Origin of the sequence: Staphylococcus auricularis (assembly GCF_001500315.1) — a bacterium.
Lineage (GTDB): Bacteria > Bacillota > Bacilli > Staphylococcales > Staphylococcaceae > Staphylococcus > Staphylococcus auricularis.
In genome coordinates this window covers 126,013-141,972 of sequence record NZ_LLER01000010.1, presented here as the reverse complement: position 1 = coordinate 141,972, position 15,960 = coordinate 126,013, and the positions used below count along the sequence as shown (strand labels likewise).

Here is a 15,960-nt window from a genome sequence, read left to right as displayed (position 1 = left end):
TTGAGTTAAATTTACAGCGTCAATAAGTTGTCACATATATGTATTTGTTAGGATCATTAGACAGATTTTCATTGCTTTCTGAGGAAAAATCATTTATAAACGAGATAGTATACAAAAAGGAGCTATCTAAAATGAAAAAAGGTAAAGGACTAGCAGCAGTACTCATCGGAGTCATGCTCATTGTTTCGATTGTACTTGTCATTATGATGATTACAGGTGGAAGACAAGAAACCTATTATGGATATATGAAAAACAGTACAACCGCTGATAAAGTGATCAGCGAAGAAAGTCACGAAATCGAAGAAAATGTGAAATTACCGACAGAAGATGATTTCTCACCGAAACAAGGTGATTTCGTAAAATTAGTGAAAACAGAAAACGATTCTGAATTTAAGAAAATGGAAGTCGTTGAACACGATGACGTGCCTCATGGTCTCATGATAAAAATTCATGACATGCATGGTCATGACTCTCATTAATCGATAAAAATAGTATGTGAATAAAAAGCCTCTCCCTTTCCTATTTCATCATAGGTTTAAGGGAGAGGCTATTTCTTAATCATCTTTTGGTTTATAGTCTGGATCGAATTTATTATGTTTGGCTTTTTTGACATTTTTATTTGTTTCATCGTCAAAGCCTTGGACAACAATACCTTCGTACGTTGCTACAGGTTGAACAACATAGGTTTTATCTGGATCGTCTTTAAATTTAATCTCTTTATAAAATAGTCCTTTTTTAGCACTGTATTTTTGTTCTTCAGCTTCAACTTGATCTGATAAATGTTGTTCTGCGAGATATTTATCAACAAGTTCTAAATTTTTGTGCCCTTGATACGTACGCATTCCAAAGAAAAAGAGCACTGCTATGATTAATGATACAAACAGGATACCTAATACTTTTAAAAATGTTTTCAATTCTATTTCTCCTTTTACCGCTCTACGTACTTTGAGTTAATCACATGCATTCTATTATGACGGATGAAACCCAATTATTAAAGTGTAATTCATTGTTTGTAACAAAATAGTCGCTAGATTAAGACGTGAGCTGATACCTTACCTATAATGTTTAACTTCTATGTCAGCGTTAATGTAATAAATAAGACGTTATTCAAGCTAAACTTTGACTATTAAAGACTACAAATGACAATCATTTGATTTGACCTTTGACGAATTTTACCATTTTAAACACTGTCATAGCAAGGTTTTACGTATTTCAGATCAAAAAGTCAAAAATAATCAAATTTTGATATTGACTTTCTTTGACCTTCGTTATATAATGTAATTGTAACGTTAAAGGAGAGGTGATCAGCAATGACTGAAAATACTTTAAATCGCAATCTTCCATTTGATTTATTAGACGAATTATTTACAACTGATCGTCAGTTTAAAGCTGATGTATTCGAAACAGATCAAGCATACCAAGTAGAAGCTGAACTTCCAGGTATCGACAAAGATCAAGTAAACATCGATTTTGATGAAAATGTATTAACTATTAGAAACGAAGCGAAAGAAATCTCTAATGAAACAGCAGAACAATATATATTAAAAGAACGTAAAAATGTCGCACGAAAAAGACAATTTATTTTCAAAAACGTAGATCAAGCAGATATTAGTGCAACATTTAACAATGGTATATTAACTGTCACACTTCCTAAAAAACAAACTAAAACACAAATCAATATAGACTAATCATAAAATGTAACTCAATAAACTTATCTATTATTAATAAAGGAGAGAGATATCATGGGCTTTGAAATGAGACCTTTTAACAATTCATTTTTCGATATTAATCCTAACGACTTTTTTAAAGATTTTGGACGTCAACTTGCTGGACAATTTCCAGGTAACCAATCTATCAAAACAGACATAACTGAATTAGATGATAAATATGTTGTAGAAGCAGAATTACCAGGTATGTCTAAAGAAAATATCAGCTTAAACTTTGAAGATAATGTTTTAACCATCGAAGGTAAACAAGAAGTAGACAATAAAGAAGAAGATGAAAATGGCCGTGTCATCCATAGAGAACGTAGCTTTAGCAACGTGAGCCGTCAATTCTCATTCGATGATGTAGACCAAGATAACATTTCTGCTTCTTACGAAAACGGCATGTTAAACATTACACTTCCTAAAATCGAAGCAGACAAACGTACTAATCACAACATTCAAATCGACTAATTAAAGCAAAATCATAATTTATTCATTTTATCCCTTAAGAAAGCCGACAAAGTTCAAAACTTTGTCGGCTATTTTTGTATTTTATAACGGTTAAATGAAAAACGGCCTCATTTTCCTAAAAAGATAAACAATGATAAACTAACGTTCTTCAAGTACTTTTTCATCGAAACGATCTGGGATCAATACTTTACGCATTAATACCCCTACATCATCATCGCTCTCATGTTCTTTATAAACCTCATAACCACGGTGTTGATAAATATCTAACAACCATGGATGTTTACGTGCTGAGGTACCTAACGTCACTGCGGGCGCTTTCAATGTATCTCTTAAAAATGTCTCTTCTACATAAGTGAGGAGTCGACTTCCCATGCCTTGACCTCCATAAGAAGGTTTTGTCGCAAACCACCATACAAATGGATAAATAGAAACTCGATCTTCACTTTCCCATGGATAACGTACAGTAATCGTAGATATAATTTCTTGCTCATTTTCTAATACAAATGCAGTTCCCGTTTCAATATTATCTTCTACCATCTCAACTGTCGCATTGACAGATGGCCATTGAATGCCCATTTCTCTTAATGGTGTAAAGGCCTCGTACATTAACTGTTGTATTTCTACTGCGTCATCTTGATTCGCAACTCGAATATGGATATCAGACATCATTTCACGCCCCCTAAGATTCTCTTTATCATAGACAGTCAGAGTCAATTACAATCATAACCTTATTGTTTACATCCGCTTCAGTCAATTGATTTGATTCTATATTACGACTTTCTTTTTTTAGGAGGTGGTGTGCCGAGTACCTCTTTATCAAAACGATCTGGAATCAACACTTTATACATAAATGCATTGATATCCCCATCATCACGCTCACGTTCATGATAGACGACATAGCCGCGATGTTGATAAATTTTAAGCAACCATGGATGTGTTTTAGCTGAGGTACCTAACGTCACTGCAGGTACTTTGAGTGTATCTCTTAGATATGTCTCTTCAACAAACGTCAGTAATTCACTTCCATAGCCTTGGCCGCCGTATTCAGGATCTGTCGCGAACCACCATAGAAAAGGATATATCGAATTACGACGTTGTCCAATCCATGGATAGCGTACTGTTATTGTAGAAATGATTTTTCCTTCTTGTTCTAATACGAAAACCGTTCCTTTTTCCATATTTCGTCTCACCATATCTAAATCCGCGTTCACTGAGGACCAATCAATCCCCATTTCTCTCAATGGGGTAAATGCTTCGTGCATCAATGCATGTAGTGCTTCCGCATCTTTGGGCTCGGCTACTCGAATGCGAAATGACATTGTCCGTGACCTCCTTTTATTTATTTTCGGTTACATATTGATCACGTTTACCATTTAAATACGCATAAACTAAACCTACAAAAATACCGCCACCGATATAGTTACCGATAAATGAAAACACGAGGTTTTTAAAAATGTGTAACAAATCGGCACCGCCAGCATTATAGAATAACATGCCTGCAAATAAACCAGTATTGAAAACAATGTGGTCGTAACCCATGAATACAAATATCGTTACACCACTCATTAAGAAGAAGGCTTTAGCTAAACCATCTTTAAATTGTAGTGACATCAATATACCAATATTAATGTAAAAATTACAGAAAATACCTTTTACAAGAATATGATACCATGTTGAGTCGACTGTTTTCGCGGTTACCACTTTCGTAATCGCATCAACCACATTTGAATTAATGATCGGTGTGAATGTCATTAAGCCAAAAACGATAATTGCTCCGACGAGATTGAACACGAGGCAGTACACAACTATCTTCAAAATCTGTGCTAAACTGATTGCTTTATAATAATATCCCATGGTTAAAAAGCTGAAATTACTCGTCAGCAATTCTGCATTCGTTAATACGATTAATACCAGCGCTAAGCTGAATGAAATCGCACCAATCAAGTTTACGACCCCTTCATTAAGTCCTGTTAACTGTGTCTTTACAACTAACATGAAAACAGTCATGATACCGATAAAGAAACCTGACATGATGGCTTTTAACACTGCCCTTCCAGGTGTGTGTTTATACATCACATCTTTCATTTGGACTTGTGAGAGGATTTGTGAGACGACCCCTTTCGTCATATATGTATCTTCTACTTGCTTATGATTCGTGACTTTCATATACACACCCCCTTTAACTTTTATCATTGGCATACCACAAGTAACTAGAAAGGATTTTACGTTGATGTAGGCTGTTTAATTCCTAGTTAAATGATAGGTATAATATAGTTAAAGATAGTATATTATATCTCTGTCACTGTGACAATATCGTTTCGACATTTATTCATACTTTTTTACTCAGAATTATAAGGGCACTCTTTCTATACGCGAAAGAAACGTCCATTGCCTTTGTTATACAGGTTAAAAGATGTACTTAAGCTGTAAGTTTAGTTACGTGCAAGTAACTGTTCAAGATGATCAAATGTGCTTTCCATGCCTGCTTCCACACCCATTTCAAGTAGTTTTTTTGCAGCTGTTTCTGTTGGTAATACCGCAGTTGAAGTTAACTCTGTACGATCTGATAAGTCCTTTAATTCGATTATATTATGCATGCCAATCATATTTTTATCTACGTTGCCTTTTTCATCTGCAAAATAATCATAATAGTCAATGCATTGATGTGGCACGACTTTGTTATATTTCATGACGGTATAACTCGTACCTTGAGGTGCTTTAATAGCGAAAAATGCTCTGCCGCCTGGTTTAACGTCAAATTGATAAACTTCTGTCGTAGCCCCTTCTGGGTGGAACCACTGTTCAAATTGTGTACGGTCAGTATACGCTTGATAGACTGCTTGTACAGGTGCTTCAAACGTTCTAGTAAAAACGATTTTATTGTGTTGTTGTTCGATTGCCATACTTCTACGCTCCCATTCTTGAAATAATGTATGTTGTTCATTATTTTCACATGAATCACGCTTGAACACCAATATTTAAAGTTTGGATGTGGTTATGTTGTCAAAATAGTTTATTTTAACTAAAAAAGAACAGGTGATATGCACCTGTTCCCTTTCTCATACGTTATTAAATTGAATTATACTTCTAGCTTATTCGTCTTCTAATGCCGCTTCAACGCTCACTTCGAATTTAACTTCTTTCCCAAGCATGACGCCACCTGTTTCAAGTGCTTGGTTAAATGTCATACCATATTTTTCACGATCGATCCTACCATTAACAGTATAACCAGCTGTTTGTTCACCGTTCATAGGGTTTTTGCTGACACCTTCAAATTGGCCATCAAATGTTTCTTCATGTGTTTCACCTTTAATCGTAAGTTGGCCAGTTACTGAATTTTCTTCTACTTTTTCAATTTCAAATTTAATTTCTGGATATTGTTCTGCTGAGAAGAAATCATCAGTTAATAAATGTTCATCACGATTTTGATCACGTGTATCAATAGAGTTCACTTTAATAGTGAATGTACCTTTAATTGTTGATAAGTCATTGATATCTCCTTCGAATTGACCATCGAAGTCTTCAAATCTACCTTTTACGTTAGAAATCATTAAGTGTTTGATAGAAAAATCTACAGATGAATGTGCTTGATCAAAATTAAATTGAGTCATAATCAAGACCTCCTCGAATTATTTGATATATTTATTATACCAGGTTAAATGATTATATCAATTTTTGTGCTTAAGCTGCTTCTTCAATCTCTAAAATGCGAGCGACAAAACTTTAAAATCGATTTGTCTCAATCGACATACTTCTATCTATCTTTCACTTTAAGACATACCCGCTTAAACATACGCTAGACAAATAAATGATGATTTTTGTGTATTTTGAATTGAGCCTAAAGGAGGCCACAAAATAATAAGAAGAGTGAATTAAAACAAAAAGCGAGGAGACTTTCAAGTTCATTTCATAACCTGAGAAGTCATCCTCGCTTAATGTACACTTTAAACTACATTTTCAGTAGCTCACTAATTATTTATTGTCGCCGCTTAAAGCTTTTTCAAGTGCTTCGATATCTTTGTTCATTAATTTTTGGAATGAAAGATCATCGTCATTTTCTTGTTCTTTCGTTAATGATTCCATGTTGTAGAATTTCAATGGTTCAGCATCAGTTTCGTCGCGAATGACGTCTGTCACTTTGTTTTCTACGTTATCTTCGAACAAGATATATTTAGCATCTTCATCTTTAATTTGTTTAACAATGTCTGTTAATTCTTTTTGAGATGGATCTTCAGCATTCATGTTTTGAATACCTTTTTGTTCAAAACCATAACGATCTGCTAAATAACCTATAGATTCATGTGAGATGTAAACTTTGCTGTCCTCTTTACCGTCAGTTACATCTTTTAATTTTTTATCGATGTCTTTAAGATCTTTATCTAATTTTTTGTAGTTGTCTTCGTAGTAGTCTTTGTTGTCAGGATCTTTTTCAACTAATTCATCTTTGATGTTTTTAGCGAATTGTTGGTCTAATTTAGGATCTAACCAAACGTGTGGGTCATATAAACCGTGGTGGTGGTGATGTTCTTCTTCACCTTCGCCATCTTCGTGTTCGTGATCATGTTCTTCATCTGCATCTTCGTGGTGGTCATGATCGTGTTCTTCGTCTGCATCTTCATGATGGTCGTGATTATGTTCTTCGTCTGCGTCTTCATGGTGATCATGGCCGTGTTCGTCGTCACCATGTTCATGGTCGTGATGATGTTCATCTTTTAATAAATCTTTTTTATCAAGTCCAGCTTGTAATGATAATTTTTTATCATCATTGTCGATTGTATCTGCTACTTTTTTAGCAACTGGATCTAAGTCGTCACCAGTGTAGATAAATAAGTCTGCTTTACTAGCGTTTACAATATCTTTTTGTGATGGATCATAAGTATGTAAATCTGTCCCTGCTGGATAAATAGATTTCACATCTACGTGTTTACCACCAATTTGTTCTGTAAATGATTTTAAAGGATAAACAGTTGTATTCACTGTTAATTTGTCATTGCTATCGCTGCCGCTGTCGCTTTTAGTGCCTTCATCTGAGTCGCCATTACCACATGCAGTAAATAAGAAAAGCATTGCGAGCGTAAGTGCAATCACTGAAAATATTTTTTTCATTTCATTCGACCTCCATCCGTAATTATTACGATTTAAAATTATACAGATGTTCTCCCGAAATTACAATACCTTTTTATTATTTTTAAAAATTCTTTACAACGCAATAAAATAAGAAAAGATCGAAACACATTGGATTTTGTGATATGTCATCTTTAACTGACTATGCTCTACAAGTCGAACACATCATTCATACATATCTAATCCAAATAGTGATTTCGATCTTTAATCATCAAATTATTTTTCTAGTATTTCATCTAACTGTTCTTGGTACGCTTTATAGTGATATGGATCATCAAGGGTTTCTCCTTCAATGATCACTGTAGGTGCCTTCTTGATACCTTGATCTTCAGCACGCTGTTGATCTTGTTTGGCAGCTTTCCACGCTTTGCTATCCTTGGTCTTATAATTTTCTTTTATACGTGCTTTAGAATCCGAAGATATCTCGAGTTCATCAATTTGTGCGTCTACTATTTTTTCTGTAATCCAAGGCTTTTCGTTATCTGGTTGTTGTTCAAACATCAAGTGTTGAAATGTTAAGTATTGTTCAGGTGTTTCTTCTTTAACTGCGTGACCCGCACGACTACCAATGATAGAATCTTTGCCTAAAAAAGCCATGTTTACAAACTCATATTCGGCTTTGTCTTGATCGAGATAGTCTTTTTTTAACTGTGGAAGCACTTGGTCTTCTACTTTTTTACAATAAGGACATTTAAAATCACCGTATTCTACGATCTTAGGTTTACCGTTTGTCCCCTTCTCTGCTTGCTGTTCGGAATCTGAGGTGTCACCACATGCTGACAATAATACCGTCATACTTATCATCATTAAAAAGGCTATTAATTTTTTCATAAAATCTCCTTGTCTCAATGTATCGTTCCATTCATTTAACATTGATTAGAGATAGGCGAATCTTTCGATGAATCGTTACCATCTTTCATATTTTCTTCTTTATAATCTGGTTCGTGTTCTTGAACATAACCGCGTGTGTTGAAATCTTTGACGTATTCGGGTTTATCATCTTTGAAATGGTAAGTGTAATAATGGATTTCTTCATCGTCTTTAAACGGTTTATATGCAATGATGACGTATTTACCTTCTTCAAAAACATAGATATTTGCGTCTTTTTTATCGAATGATTTATCCACATCACCTTGGTGTTCTTTCGCATATTGTTTTTGATAGCTTTCTTGTTTATCTACAGCTTTATCAATTTGATCTGCGTATTTACTGCTACTGCAACCCACCATCACTATAGATACTGCAATGATGATGAACAATAATTTCTTCACACGTATCTCTCCTAAACTAATCAATCATACTTATTATAAATTATAGCACTAATGGTACTTTACAAGTCAAAATGTTTTTAACTTTTCTTCTCATTATCTTATCCGTAAACTTTAAATGTTTTGTCGGCTTTTTTCTTATTATATAGCATGAACACGCATGCAAAACCGACTATCGCAATGATGACCGTAAACCAAAATGCAGCATGATATCCATTTATCAACGCATCCTGTTTAATCTGAGCTGTCATCACTTGTTTACTCATACCTTCGTAATCACTCATGGTAGGTGTAAATGTTCGGGTCGCATGACTCATAATCGTAATTAAAATCGCTGTTCCAATAGAAGCAGAGATTTGTTGTGCGGTATTGACCATTGAAGAACCGTGCGCATTCATTTCAGGCGTTAATTGGTTCATCGTATGTGTCATTAATGGCATCAGACCGAGTGCTAAACCAATCATAAGTATCGCATATACCGTCGTAAGCACTGTGGTAGAGGTGTCTTTTCCCATGAAGATAAAGTAAGACGTCGTTACGACAACAACAAACATACCAATGATGGCTAAGATTTTAGCACCATAACGGTCAAATAAGAAACCAGAGATGACAGACATAAAGCCCATGACAATCGCACCAGGTAATAAAATCAAGCCAGAATTCAATGCAGATTCACCCATAATTGTCTGCACAAACATAGGAAGAATCGTCTCTGAACCGATGAGCGAGATCATTACGAGTGACATCACAATCAGACCAATACTGAATTGACCATTTTTAAACACACTAAAATCTAACAACGGTGAAGTTAAACGCGTTTGTCTAATGACAAATAAAGTGATTAAAATCACCCCACCGATAATGGTTATTAGCACAATCGGGTCATTCCAGCCATCTCTTGTAATCGAACTTGTACCATAAAGTAAACTACCAAATCCGAGTACGGACAATACGACCGAAATTAAATCAATAGGTTCTTTTTTATTCACTCCTACATTTTTCACAAAGATGAAGGATGCTAAGAATGTCAGTGCTGCAATCGGAGCTACGACATGGAATAATGCACGCCAGTTAATGTACTCAACTAAATAACCAGATAACGTTGGTCCAATGGCCGGTGCGAGACTGATGACTAGTCCGAACATCCCCATATATTTACCACGTTCATCTGGGTCGAAAATATCTAAAATTGTTGTCATCATAAGCGGCATCATAATACCTGATCCCATCGCTTGTACAATACGGGCTAGCAATAACACCGTAAAGTTAGGACTGAAACCGCCGATTAATGTTCCGATGAAGAAAATGAATATGGCAAACAGAAACAATTGGCGGGTTGAAAAGCGTTGAATGACCATCGCTGATAAAGGAATGATTACGCCATTCGTTAATAGAAAGGCTGTTGTCAACCACTGTACTTGGGTAAAATCAATATTAAAATCTTTCATAATGCTAGGTAGAGCGGTAGTTAAGAGGGTTTCATTTAACAATCCAAAGAAGCCACCTAGAAGCATTGTTACGATCATGATTAATTTCGTCTTCAATGTCATAATTACTTATCCTTTCCTCTTAAGTTTTATCGATTAAACTATCTCAGTGCAACATAGCATTATACGCGTTCGAAACGGTCAAACCACTAACTGAGCAATGATACATTATACATTTACCTTAAATAACTTACACTTAATCAACTCAGGTCGATAAAAAAAGTTTAATAAATCGTAGTCATTCCTATTTACAAATCATCACTTTTAGTGCATAATACGTTTTAGGATACAAAGGAGGTATATTTATGAAGAACGATTTACCAACAGCGCGCCGCAATTTAAATAGCCCTAACATTAAAACGCGTAAGCGCGCATTAAAGATCATTAAACAACATAAAAAAAATAAATAACCTAACGCACTTTGTATCAACAATCATTTTTACTTTTGTTTGTCACTAGCTATTTACATACAACTTTAAAGCAAATAGCTTAATTAGTCTTACTTTCCTTATTCATTTTAATAAACGTGTTGTATCTTTACTGATGTCCACAACAGCACTGATCCTATTAAAATGATTTCATACACCTGATAGTCTAAGGTCAGGTGTATTTTTTTATGTTTTACAATTAAAAATGATACAACCTTTCGCATAAGCGTATCTACATATATTAACATAAAAAGAAGAGGTTGGGACGAAAATGTCTCAACCTCTGTTTTTATATATGCACGTCATTGAATTTCAATCATTCGTGCGACTTTCTTCCATTTATAGATAGTATTTATCTTTAACTTGTAACGCATCGTCTAATTCGTAAATTAACGGTGCACCTGTTTTAATTTCATATCCAACAATATCTTCATCAGATACGTCTTCCAAATACTTAATAAGTGCACGTAATGAATTACCATGTGCGGAAACTAATACTGTACGACCATCAAGTAGTTGTTGTGAAATTTGGTCATTCCAATACGGTATCACACGCTCTAGTGTGTCTTTGAGGCTCTCACCTTCTGGTAAAATGCGTCGATCAAGGTGCGCATATTTACGATCGTTTAAATAACTTTCACGCTGTTCATCACTTTGAGCAGGTGGTTTCGTATCGTATGATCTACGCCATTCATGTACTTGATCTTCCCCATATTGTTCACGCGCATCATCTTTGTTTAACCCTTGTAAGCCGCCATAGTGACGTTCGTTTAAACGCCATGATTTATGAATAGGTAAAAATAATTGATCAGACTCTGCAAGTAAGTGATACGTTGTTTTAATCGCACGTTGTAATAGTGATGTGAAAACGACATCAATATCAATATGTTGTGCTTTTAATTTTTGTCCTGATTGAATCGCCTCTTCACGACCTTGATCTGAAAGGTCGACGTCAGCCCAACCCGTAAATAAATTTTTCGCATTCCAATCACTTTGACCATGTCTACAAAGAATAAGTCTTGGCATATTATACCTTCTTTCTATTTACTCTATTCAATTTAAATATGCAATGTCCCTATCGTTACTTTACGATAAATCGCACGGAAATAGCTAGCGATATGAAGTCTGTTCTTATTCTAACATGGAATCCGGCTCAGGATGAACGTAGATCGAAGTTACGCCTATTTTATGCATGTGACGTTCAACTTGATCACAGATTTGATGTGCTGTTTCTAACGTGATATCAGCTTTAACAATAATAGAGACGTCGACAAAGACGCTACTCCCGTGGTAACGTCCTTTGATACTTTGCACTCTGATGCCCCCTTCAACTTGAGCCACTTCTTCTTTATATGCTTCAAGTTCTTGTTTATTAAAACCATCACTCAATGTGAATATAGATTCTTTAAAAATACCGAAACCTGTGTAAACGATAAGTAGACCTAAACCGACTGCTAAAATCGTATCAATGATAGGTAGGCCAAATTGTGTAAAAATCAACCCTACCGCAGTACCAATACTGACCAGACCATCTGACAAATTATCTTTTGCTGCTGAACTGAGGGAACTGCTTTTTGTTTTGGCTGCAAGCCGTTTGTTATAAATGTAAACAAGTAACATGACAATCCCACTTAAAATACTCGTATATATTGTGATTGCACTTGGTACGTGCGTCTCATGGGTGAAGAGTCTGGGTACGTTTTCTATCACAACTTGTATTCCAACAAACATAATGATGAACGAAACGACTAATGTAGAAATATTTTCTGATTTCAAATGGCCGTAAGGATGGTTTTTATCTGCAGGGATGATTGAAATCTTGAGTCCGATAATGACAGCAAGAGACACAATAATATCAGTCATATTGTTCAAACCATCTGCACGCATAGCTGCTGAATCAAAAATAAAACCGACACTATATTTCATGATTGAAAGCAATATATATGTGATTAAGCTGACATATGCCCCACGTTGCGCGAGTTTTAATTTTGCTGTTTGGTCCATCATTTACACCCACCTTTTTTTTAGTTTGGAATACTATTATGAACCATACGAAACTCAATTACAATATTTTAATATAACAAAATTATTAAATAAATATACTCCAAACTTATTTTTAGCTACCCCTAATCCGAAAATTAGACATAAAAAATCCTATTAAACCTGACATTTTTAAAGCAGATTTAATAGGAAACTTTGAAGCACACCCTTACCTTATCTATCTCGCAAGATATATTTAGAGAGTGCGAATGTGATTGGAATAGAAACTACAATACCAATAAATGGTGCGATAACCGGTGAAATGTGGAACCAATTTACAAATACGTACAGTAAGGCCGTTTGTAATCCCATGTTAACCACTTGTGTAATTGGAAACTGTATGAATTTACGTAACGTCGGTTTAACGTTATATACGAAATAACAATTTAAGAAGTAAGAAATAACAAAACTGATGAGAAATCCAATAATGTAACTCACCATGTAGTGTATACCAATCACCTTGAGTAGTAATAAATAAGCACTATAATGTACTAATGTATTAATGCCGCCTACAATAACAAATTTAATGATTTCAAAATGCGTTTTGGTTAATTTCATTACGCGTTGACTCCTCTATGTCCAATCTTCAATAATTTTCATTCATGATAACTGTCATTTTTCTTAATATGAGCCGCTTCTCATAATCGTTTTCTATATTTTTACTTGAGCAATTATACTACAATTAAACAGAGATCAAAATCAATCAATTGTATCATCTAACGAGAGGATGAAGAAAAGATGAAGCCATTTAATATTATCATTGCACCCGATTCGTTTAAAGAAAGTATGTCAGCCCGTCAAGCTGCTGAAGCGATTCAACGTGGCTTTGAAAAAGGGTTTAAACAGCCAGCTCAGTATACGATTATACCGATGGCAGATGGTGGTGAAGGAACTACAGACGTTTTAATAGAAGCTTTAAGTGCATCACTGCAAACTGTTGAAGTCAAGGATCCGTTAAATCGATTAATCAAAGCGCAGTATGGCTTATCAACGTCGAAACAAACTGCTGTCATCGAATTAGCTGCGGCGTCTGGACTTGATTTACTCACAGAAAGCGAACGTGATCCGCGTCACACTACCACTTTTGGAACTGGCCAACTGATTCTAGATGCATTAAATCACGATGTGAAACGTATCATTCTCGGACTTGGCGGGAGTGCTACAAATGATGGCGGTGTCGGTATGTTGCAAGCATTAGACGTACGTTTCCTTGATGCACAGAACAAGCCACTACCTTTGGGTGGGGTACACTTATCTGAACTTGCGACGATAGACACAACATTGATGGATCCACGTTTAGCCGATGTTGAAATTACCGTCGCTAGTGATGTATCCAATCCTCTATTAGGTGAACGCGGAGCCACTGCAGTTTACGGCCCTCAAAAAGGGTTAAACGCGCAAGACTTTACACGCTTAGAAGATGCGCTCAGTCACTATCATGACATCATTGAACAACAATTACATATCTCCGTGAAAGACCGACCAGGTGCAGGCGCAGCAGGAGGTACGGGCACCGCGTTACTCGCCTTCCTTGATGCGACTCTTTCCAATGGAATTGAGCTCGTATTAGAAGAAACACAATTCGTACACCATGTCGCTAAAGCTGACCTCGTTATTACAGGTGAAGGGCGTATTGACTCACAAACTATTTTTGGCAAAACACCGATTGGCGTAGCGAAAAGTGCTCAACCTTTCCACTGCCCAGTGATCGCAATTTGTGGCAGTATCGGAACAGGTTACGAAGCCGTTTATCAGCATGGCATAGATAGTGTGTTTAGCATCTTAAATGCACCCACTGAACTTAAAGATGCCCTATTAAGCGGACCACAATTTATCGAAAACACTGCAGAAAATATTGCACGATTGTTGAGTTTGAAATTTTAAATCTGAAAGCTACTATCTTTGAAAAAATTTTAATTACAATTACTTACAAAAGTGCTATAATGGGACGTATCTCAATTTGAAAGGAGCGTTCCACTTTTGAAAAGTCATTCAGAACAACATCATTTGAACAGTCATTCAGAACAGCATCTGTCGCTGATGGTCATCATTGTACTCGGTGTCATGACGACTTTCGGTCCACTAACCATTGATATGTTTAGTGCCGCATTACCGAATGTACAAGACGATTTGGGAACGACAACATCTCGTGTCCAACTCACAATGTCATTCGCGACAATTGGATTAGCGCTCGGTCAATTTATCTTTGGACCTTTATCCGATATATTCGGACGTAAGAAAGTTGTCCTCATTCTAATCGCTGTTTACACAGTGGCTACGGCCATTGCCGCATTTACGTCAGGGCTTGGCTTCCTGCTTGCTTTACGTTTCACCCAAGGTTTAACTGGGGGTGGCGCGATTGTTATCGCCAAAGCAAGCATCAGTGATACTGAAACAGGAAGAACACTAGCCAGAGCCCTCGCATCACTACTCGTCGTTAACGGTATTATTACAATAGCAGCACCGTTACTGGGTGGTTATGCCTTGAGTATAGGAAACTGGAGAACGATCTTCATATTCCTCGCAGTGATTAGCGTAGTGATATTTATTTTCTCACTTTTAAAAATGGAAGAAACACAAACAAATACATCAGATCGTGTCAGCTTCAGAAGCGTATTTAAAGATTTCGGTTTACTCTTAAAAACACCGAGATTCTTAATGCCGATGATGCTACAAGGTTTAACATATTTAATGCTATTTTGTTTTGCATCTGCAGCACCATTTATCACGCAAAATATTTATCATATGACGCCGCAACAATTTAGTGTATTAATGTCTATTAATGGAATTGGCTTAATTTTAATGAGTCAACTCGTGGCCTTCGTCGTAAAATACGTACCACGAAACTTCCTAATGATCTTACTCACTATCGTCCAATTAACAGGTGTTGCATTAATCATCGCTGTGATTGTCGCCGATTTACCAGTATGGTTATTATCTGTCGGCTTCACACTTAATGTTTGTCCGGTAACAGGTATTGGACCTTTAAGCTTCGCACTTGCGATTGAAGCACGTACAGGTAGTAACGGGAATGCAGCCAGCTTACTCGGCTTATTCCAATTTATCTTAGGCGGTACGATTTCTCCACTTGTTGGTTTACAAGGGGAAGCAAGTGCCACACCATACTTAATCGTTATTTCTATCACAGCTGTCTTAATCATTGTATTAGAAGTCTTCTTAACACGTAATATTCATAAATCAAATACGTATGTTGCATAATTAGAGAACTTAAAAACAACACCTCTTATGTAGATTATTCATCTATATAAGAGGTGTTTTACTATGTATATGAATAGATGTTTGACTCATCCCAACTTTTGCGAAAAAATCAAAGTTGGGATTTTTATTTTAGGGTCGTAAAAAGTCGATAGGGTTTGGGTAGGTCCTCTGGGAAAGCGAGAACTAGGTATCCCTCGCAGTGAAACACCTTAGAAAA

General features: G+C 35.9%; 18 protein-coding genes and 1 pseudogene. 6 read left to right on the top strand and 13 right to left on the bottom strand.

Translation table 11 applies throughout. The features are described from left to right. Positions 1-131: 131 nt before the first annotated feature. The gene (locus APS80_RS06485; protein WP_059107466.1) at positions 132-479 is read left to right on the top strand and encodes a DUF4889 domain-containing protein; all 348 of its coding nucleotides are present in this window, start codon (positions 132-134) and stop codon (positions 477-479) included. A gap of 75 nt (positions 480-554) precedes the next feature. Here the strand turns inward: APS80_RS06485 and APS80_RS06480 are convergent, their stop codons facing one another. After that, positions 555-914: a DUF3139 domain-containing protein gene (locus APS80_RS06480; protein WP_059107465.1), complete on the bottom strand. Its 360-nt coding sequence runs from the start codon at positions 912-914 to the stop codon at positions 555-557. 396 nt (positions 915-1,310) lie between these two features. On the opposite strand from APS80_RS06480, the gene APS80_RS06475 reads away from it, so the two are divergent. Both APS80_RS06475 and APS80_RS06470 read left to right on the top strand, forming a co-directional pair. After that, a complete protein-coding gene (locus tag APS80_RS06475) occupies positions 1,311-1,688 on the top strand; it encodes an Hsp20 family protein (RefSeq protein WP_059107464.1) in 378 nt (125 codons plus the stop codon). A 54-nt stretch (positions 1,689-1,742) separates the two neighbouring features. Then, positions 1,743-2,177, top strand: a complete 435-nt coding sequence (locus APS80_RS06470; protein ID WP_059107463.1) for an Hsp20/alpha crystallin family protein — start codon at positions 1,743-1,745, stop codon at positions 2,175-2,177. A gap of 138 nt (positions 2,178-2,315) precedes the next feature. Here the strand turns inward: APS80_RS06470 and APS80_RS06465 are convergent, their stop codons facing one another. The 9 genes and pseudogenes from APS80_RS06465 to APS80_RS06425 form a co-directional block, all read right to left on the bottom strand. Further along, positions 2,316-2,843, bottom strand: coding sequence for a GNAT family N-acetyltransferase (locus APS80_RS06465; RefSeq protein WP_059107462.1), 528 nt, complete (start codon positions 2,841-2,843; stop codon positions 2,316-2,318). A gap of 104 nt (positions 2,844-2,947) precedes the next feature. Further along, a complete protein-coding gene (locus APS80_RS06460; protein WP_059107461.1) occupies positions 2,948-3,496 on the bottom strand; it encodes a GNAT family N-acetyltransferase in 549 nt (182 codons plus the stop codon). Positions 3,497-3,512: 16 nt separating this feature from the next. Continuing rightward, positions 3,513-4,343 carry a formate/nitrite transporter family protein gene (locus tag APS80_RS06455; RefSeq protein WP_059107460.1) on the bottom strand — a complete coding sequence of 277 codons (831 nt, stop codon included), beginning with the start codon at positions 4,341-4,343 and terminating at the stop codon, positions 3,513-3,515. Between the two features lie 266 nt (positions 4,344-4,609). Then, the gene (locus APS80_RS06450) at positions 4,610-5,080 is read right to left on the bottom strand and encodes an SRPBCC family protein (RefSeq protein WP_059107459.1); all 471 of its coding nucleotides are present in this window, start codon (positions 5,078-5,080) and stop codon (positions 4,610-4,612) included. Between the two features lie 189 nt (positions 5,081-5,269). Then, entirely contained in the window at positions 5,270-5,788 is a 519-nt protein-coding gene (locus APS80_RS06445; protein WP_059107458.1) for a YceI family protein, read from the bottom strand. A 364-nt stretch (positions 5,789-6,152) separates the two neighbouring features. Continuing rightward, positions 6,153-7,283, bottom strand: a pseudogene (locus APS80_RS06440) (metal ABC transporter solute-binding protein, Zn/Mn family); the annotation flags it as partial. Between the two features lie 234 nt (positions 7,284-7,517). Continuing rightward, entirely contained in the window at positions 7,518-8,132 is a 615-nt protein-coding gene (locus APS80_RS06435) for a thioredoxin domain-containing protein (RefSeq protein WP_059107457.1), read from the bottom strand. 35 nt (positions 8,133-8,167) lie between these two features. Continuing rightward, complete coding sequence (locus APS80_RS06430; RefSeq protein WP_059107456.1) at positions 8,168-8,572, bottom strand: DUF4467 domain-containing protein; 405 nt, start codon at positions 8,570-8,572, stop codon at positions 8,168-8,170. 98 nt (positions 8,573-8,670) lie between these two features. Beyond that, entirely contained in the window at positions 8,671-10,119 is a 1,449-nt protein-coding gene (locus APS80_RS06425) for an MDR family MFS transporter (protein ID WP_059107455.1), read from the bottom strand. Between the two features lie 242 nt (positions 10,120-10,361). Between APS80_RS06425 and APS80_RS10745 the strand changes: the two genes are divergently transcribed. Further along, positions 10,362-10,466, top strand: a complete 105-nt coding sequence (locus tag APS80_RS10745) for a putative metal homeostasis protein (RefSeq protein WP_103170799.1) — start codon at positions 10,362-10,364, stop codon at positions 10,464-10,466. 357 nt (positions 10,467-10,823) lie between these two features. Here the strand turns inward: APS80_RS10745 and APS80_RS06420 are convergent, their stop codons facing one another. From APS80_RS06420 to APS80_RS06410, 3 genes are all read right to left on the bottom strand, one after another. Further along, on the bottom strand, positions 10,824-11,510 hold the full coding sequence (locus APS80_RS06420; RefSeq protein WP_059107454.1) for a 2,3-diphosphoglycerate-dependent phosphoglycerate mutase: 687 nt from the start codon (positions 11,508-11,510) through the stop codon (positions 10,824-10,826). 105 nt (positions 11,511-11,615) lie between these two features. Next, positions 11,616-12,488: a cation diffusion facilitator family transporter gene (locus APS80_RS06415; RefSeq protein WP_059107453.1), complete on the bottom strand. Its 873-nt coding sequence runs from the start codon at positions 12,486-12,488 to the stop codon at positions 11,616-11,618. A gap of 210 nt (positions 12,489-12,698) precedes the next feature. After that, positions 12,699-13,082 carry a GtrA family protein gene (locus APS80_RS06410; RefSeq protein ID WP_059107452.1) on the bottom strand — a complete coding sequence of 128 codons (384 nt, stop codon included), beginning with the start codon at positions 13,080-13,082 and terminating at the stop codon, positions 12,699-12,701. Between the two features lie 180 nt (positions 13,083-13,262). Here APS80_RS06410 and APS80_RS06405 point away from each other — a divergent pair, with 180 nt between their 5' ends. Together APS80_RS06405 and tcaB are read left to right on the top strand one after the other, a co-directional pair. Continuing rightward, positions 13,263-14,408 carry a glycerate kinase gene (locus tag APS80_RS06405; RefSeq protein ID WP_059107451.1) on the top strand — a complete coding sequence of 382 codons (1,146 nt, stop codon included), beginning with the start codon at positions 13,263-13,265 and terminating at the stop codon, positions 14,406-14,408. Between the two features lie 123 nt (positions 14,409-14,531). After that, the gene (tcaB, locus tag APS80_RS06400) at positions 14,532-15,743 is read left to right on the top strand and encodes a putative multidrug effflux MFS transporter TcaB (protein ID WP_059107624.1); all 1,212 of its coding nucleotides are present in this window, start codon (positions 14,532-14,534) and stop codon (positions 15,741-15,743) included. Positions 15,744-15,960 lie beyond the last annotated feature (217 nt).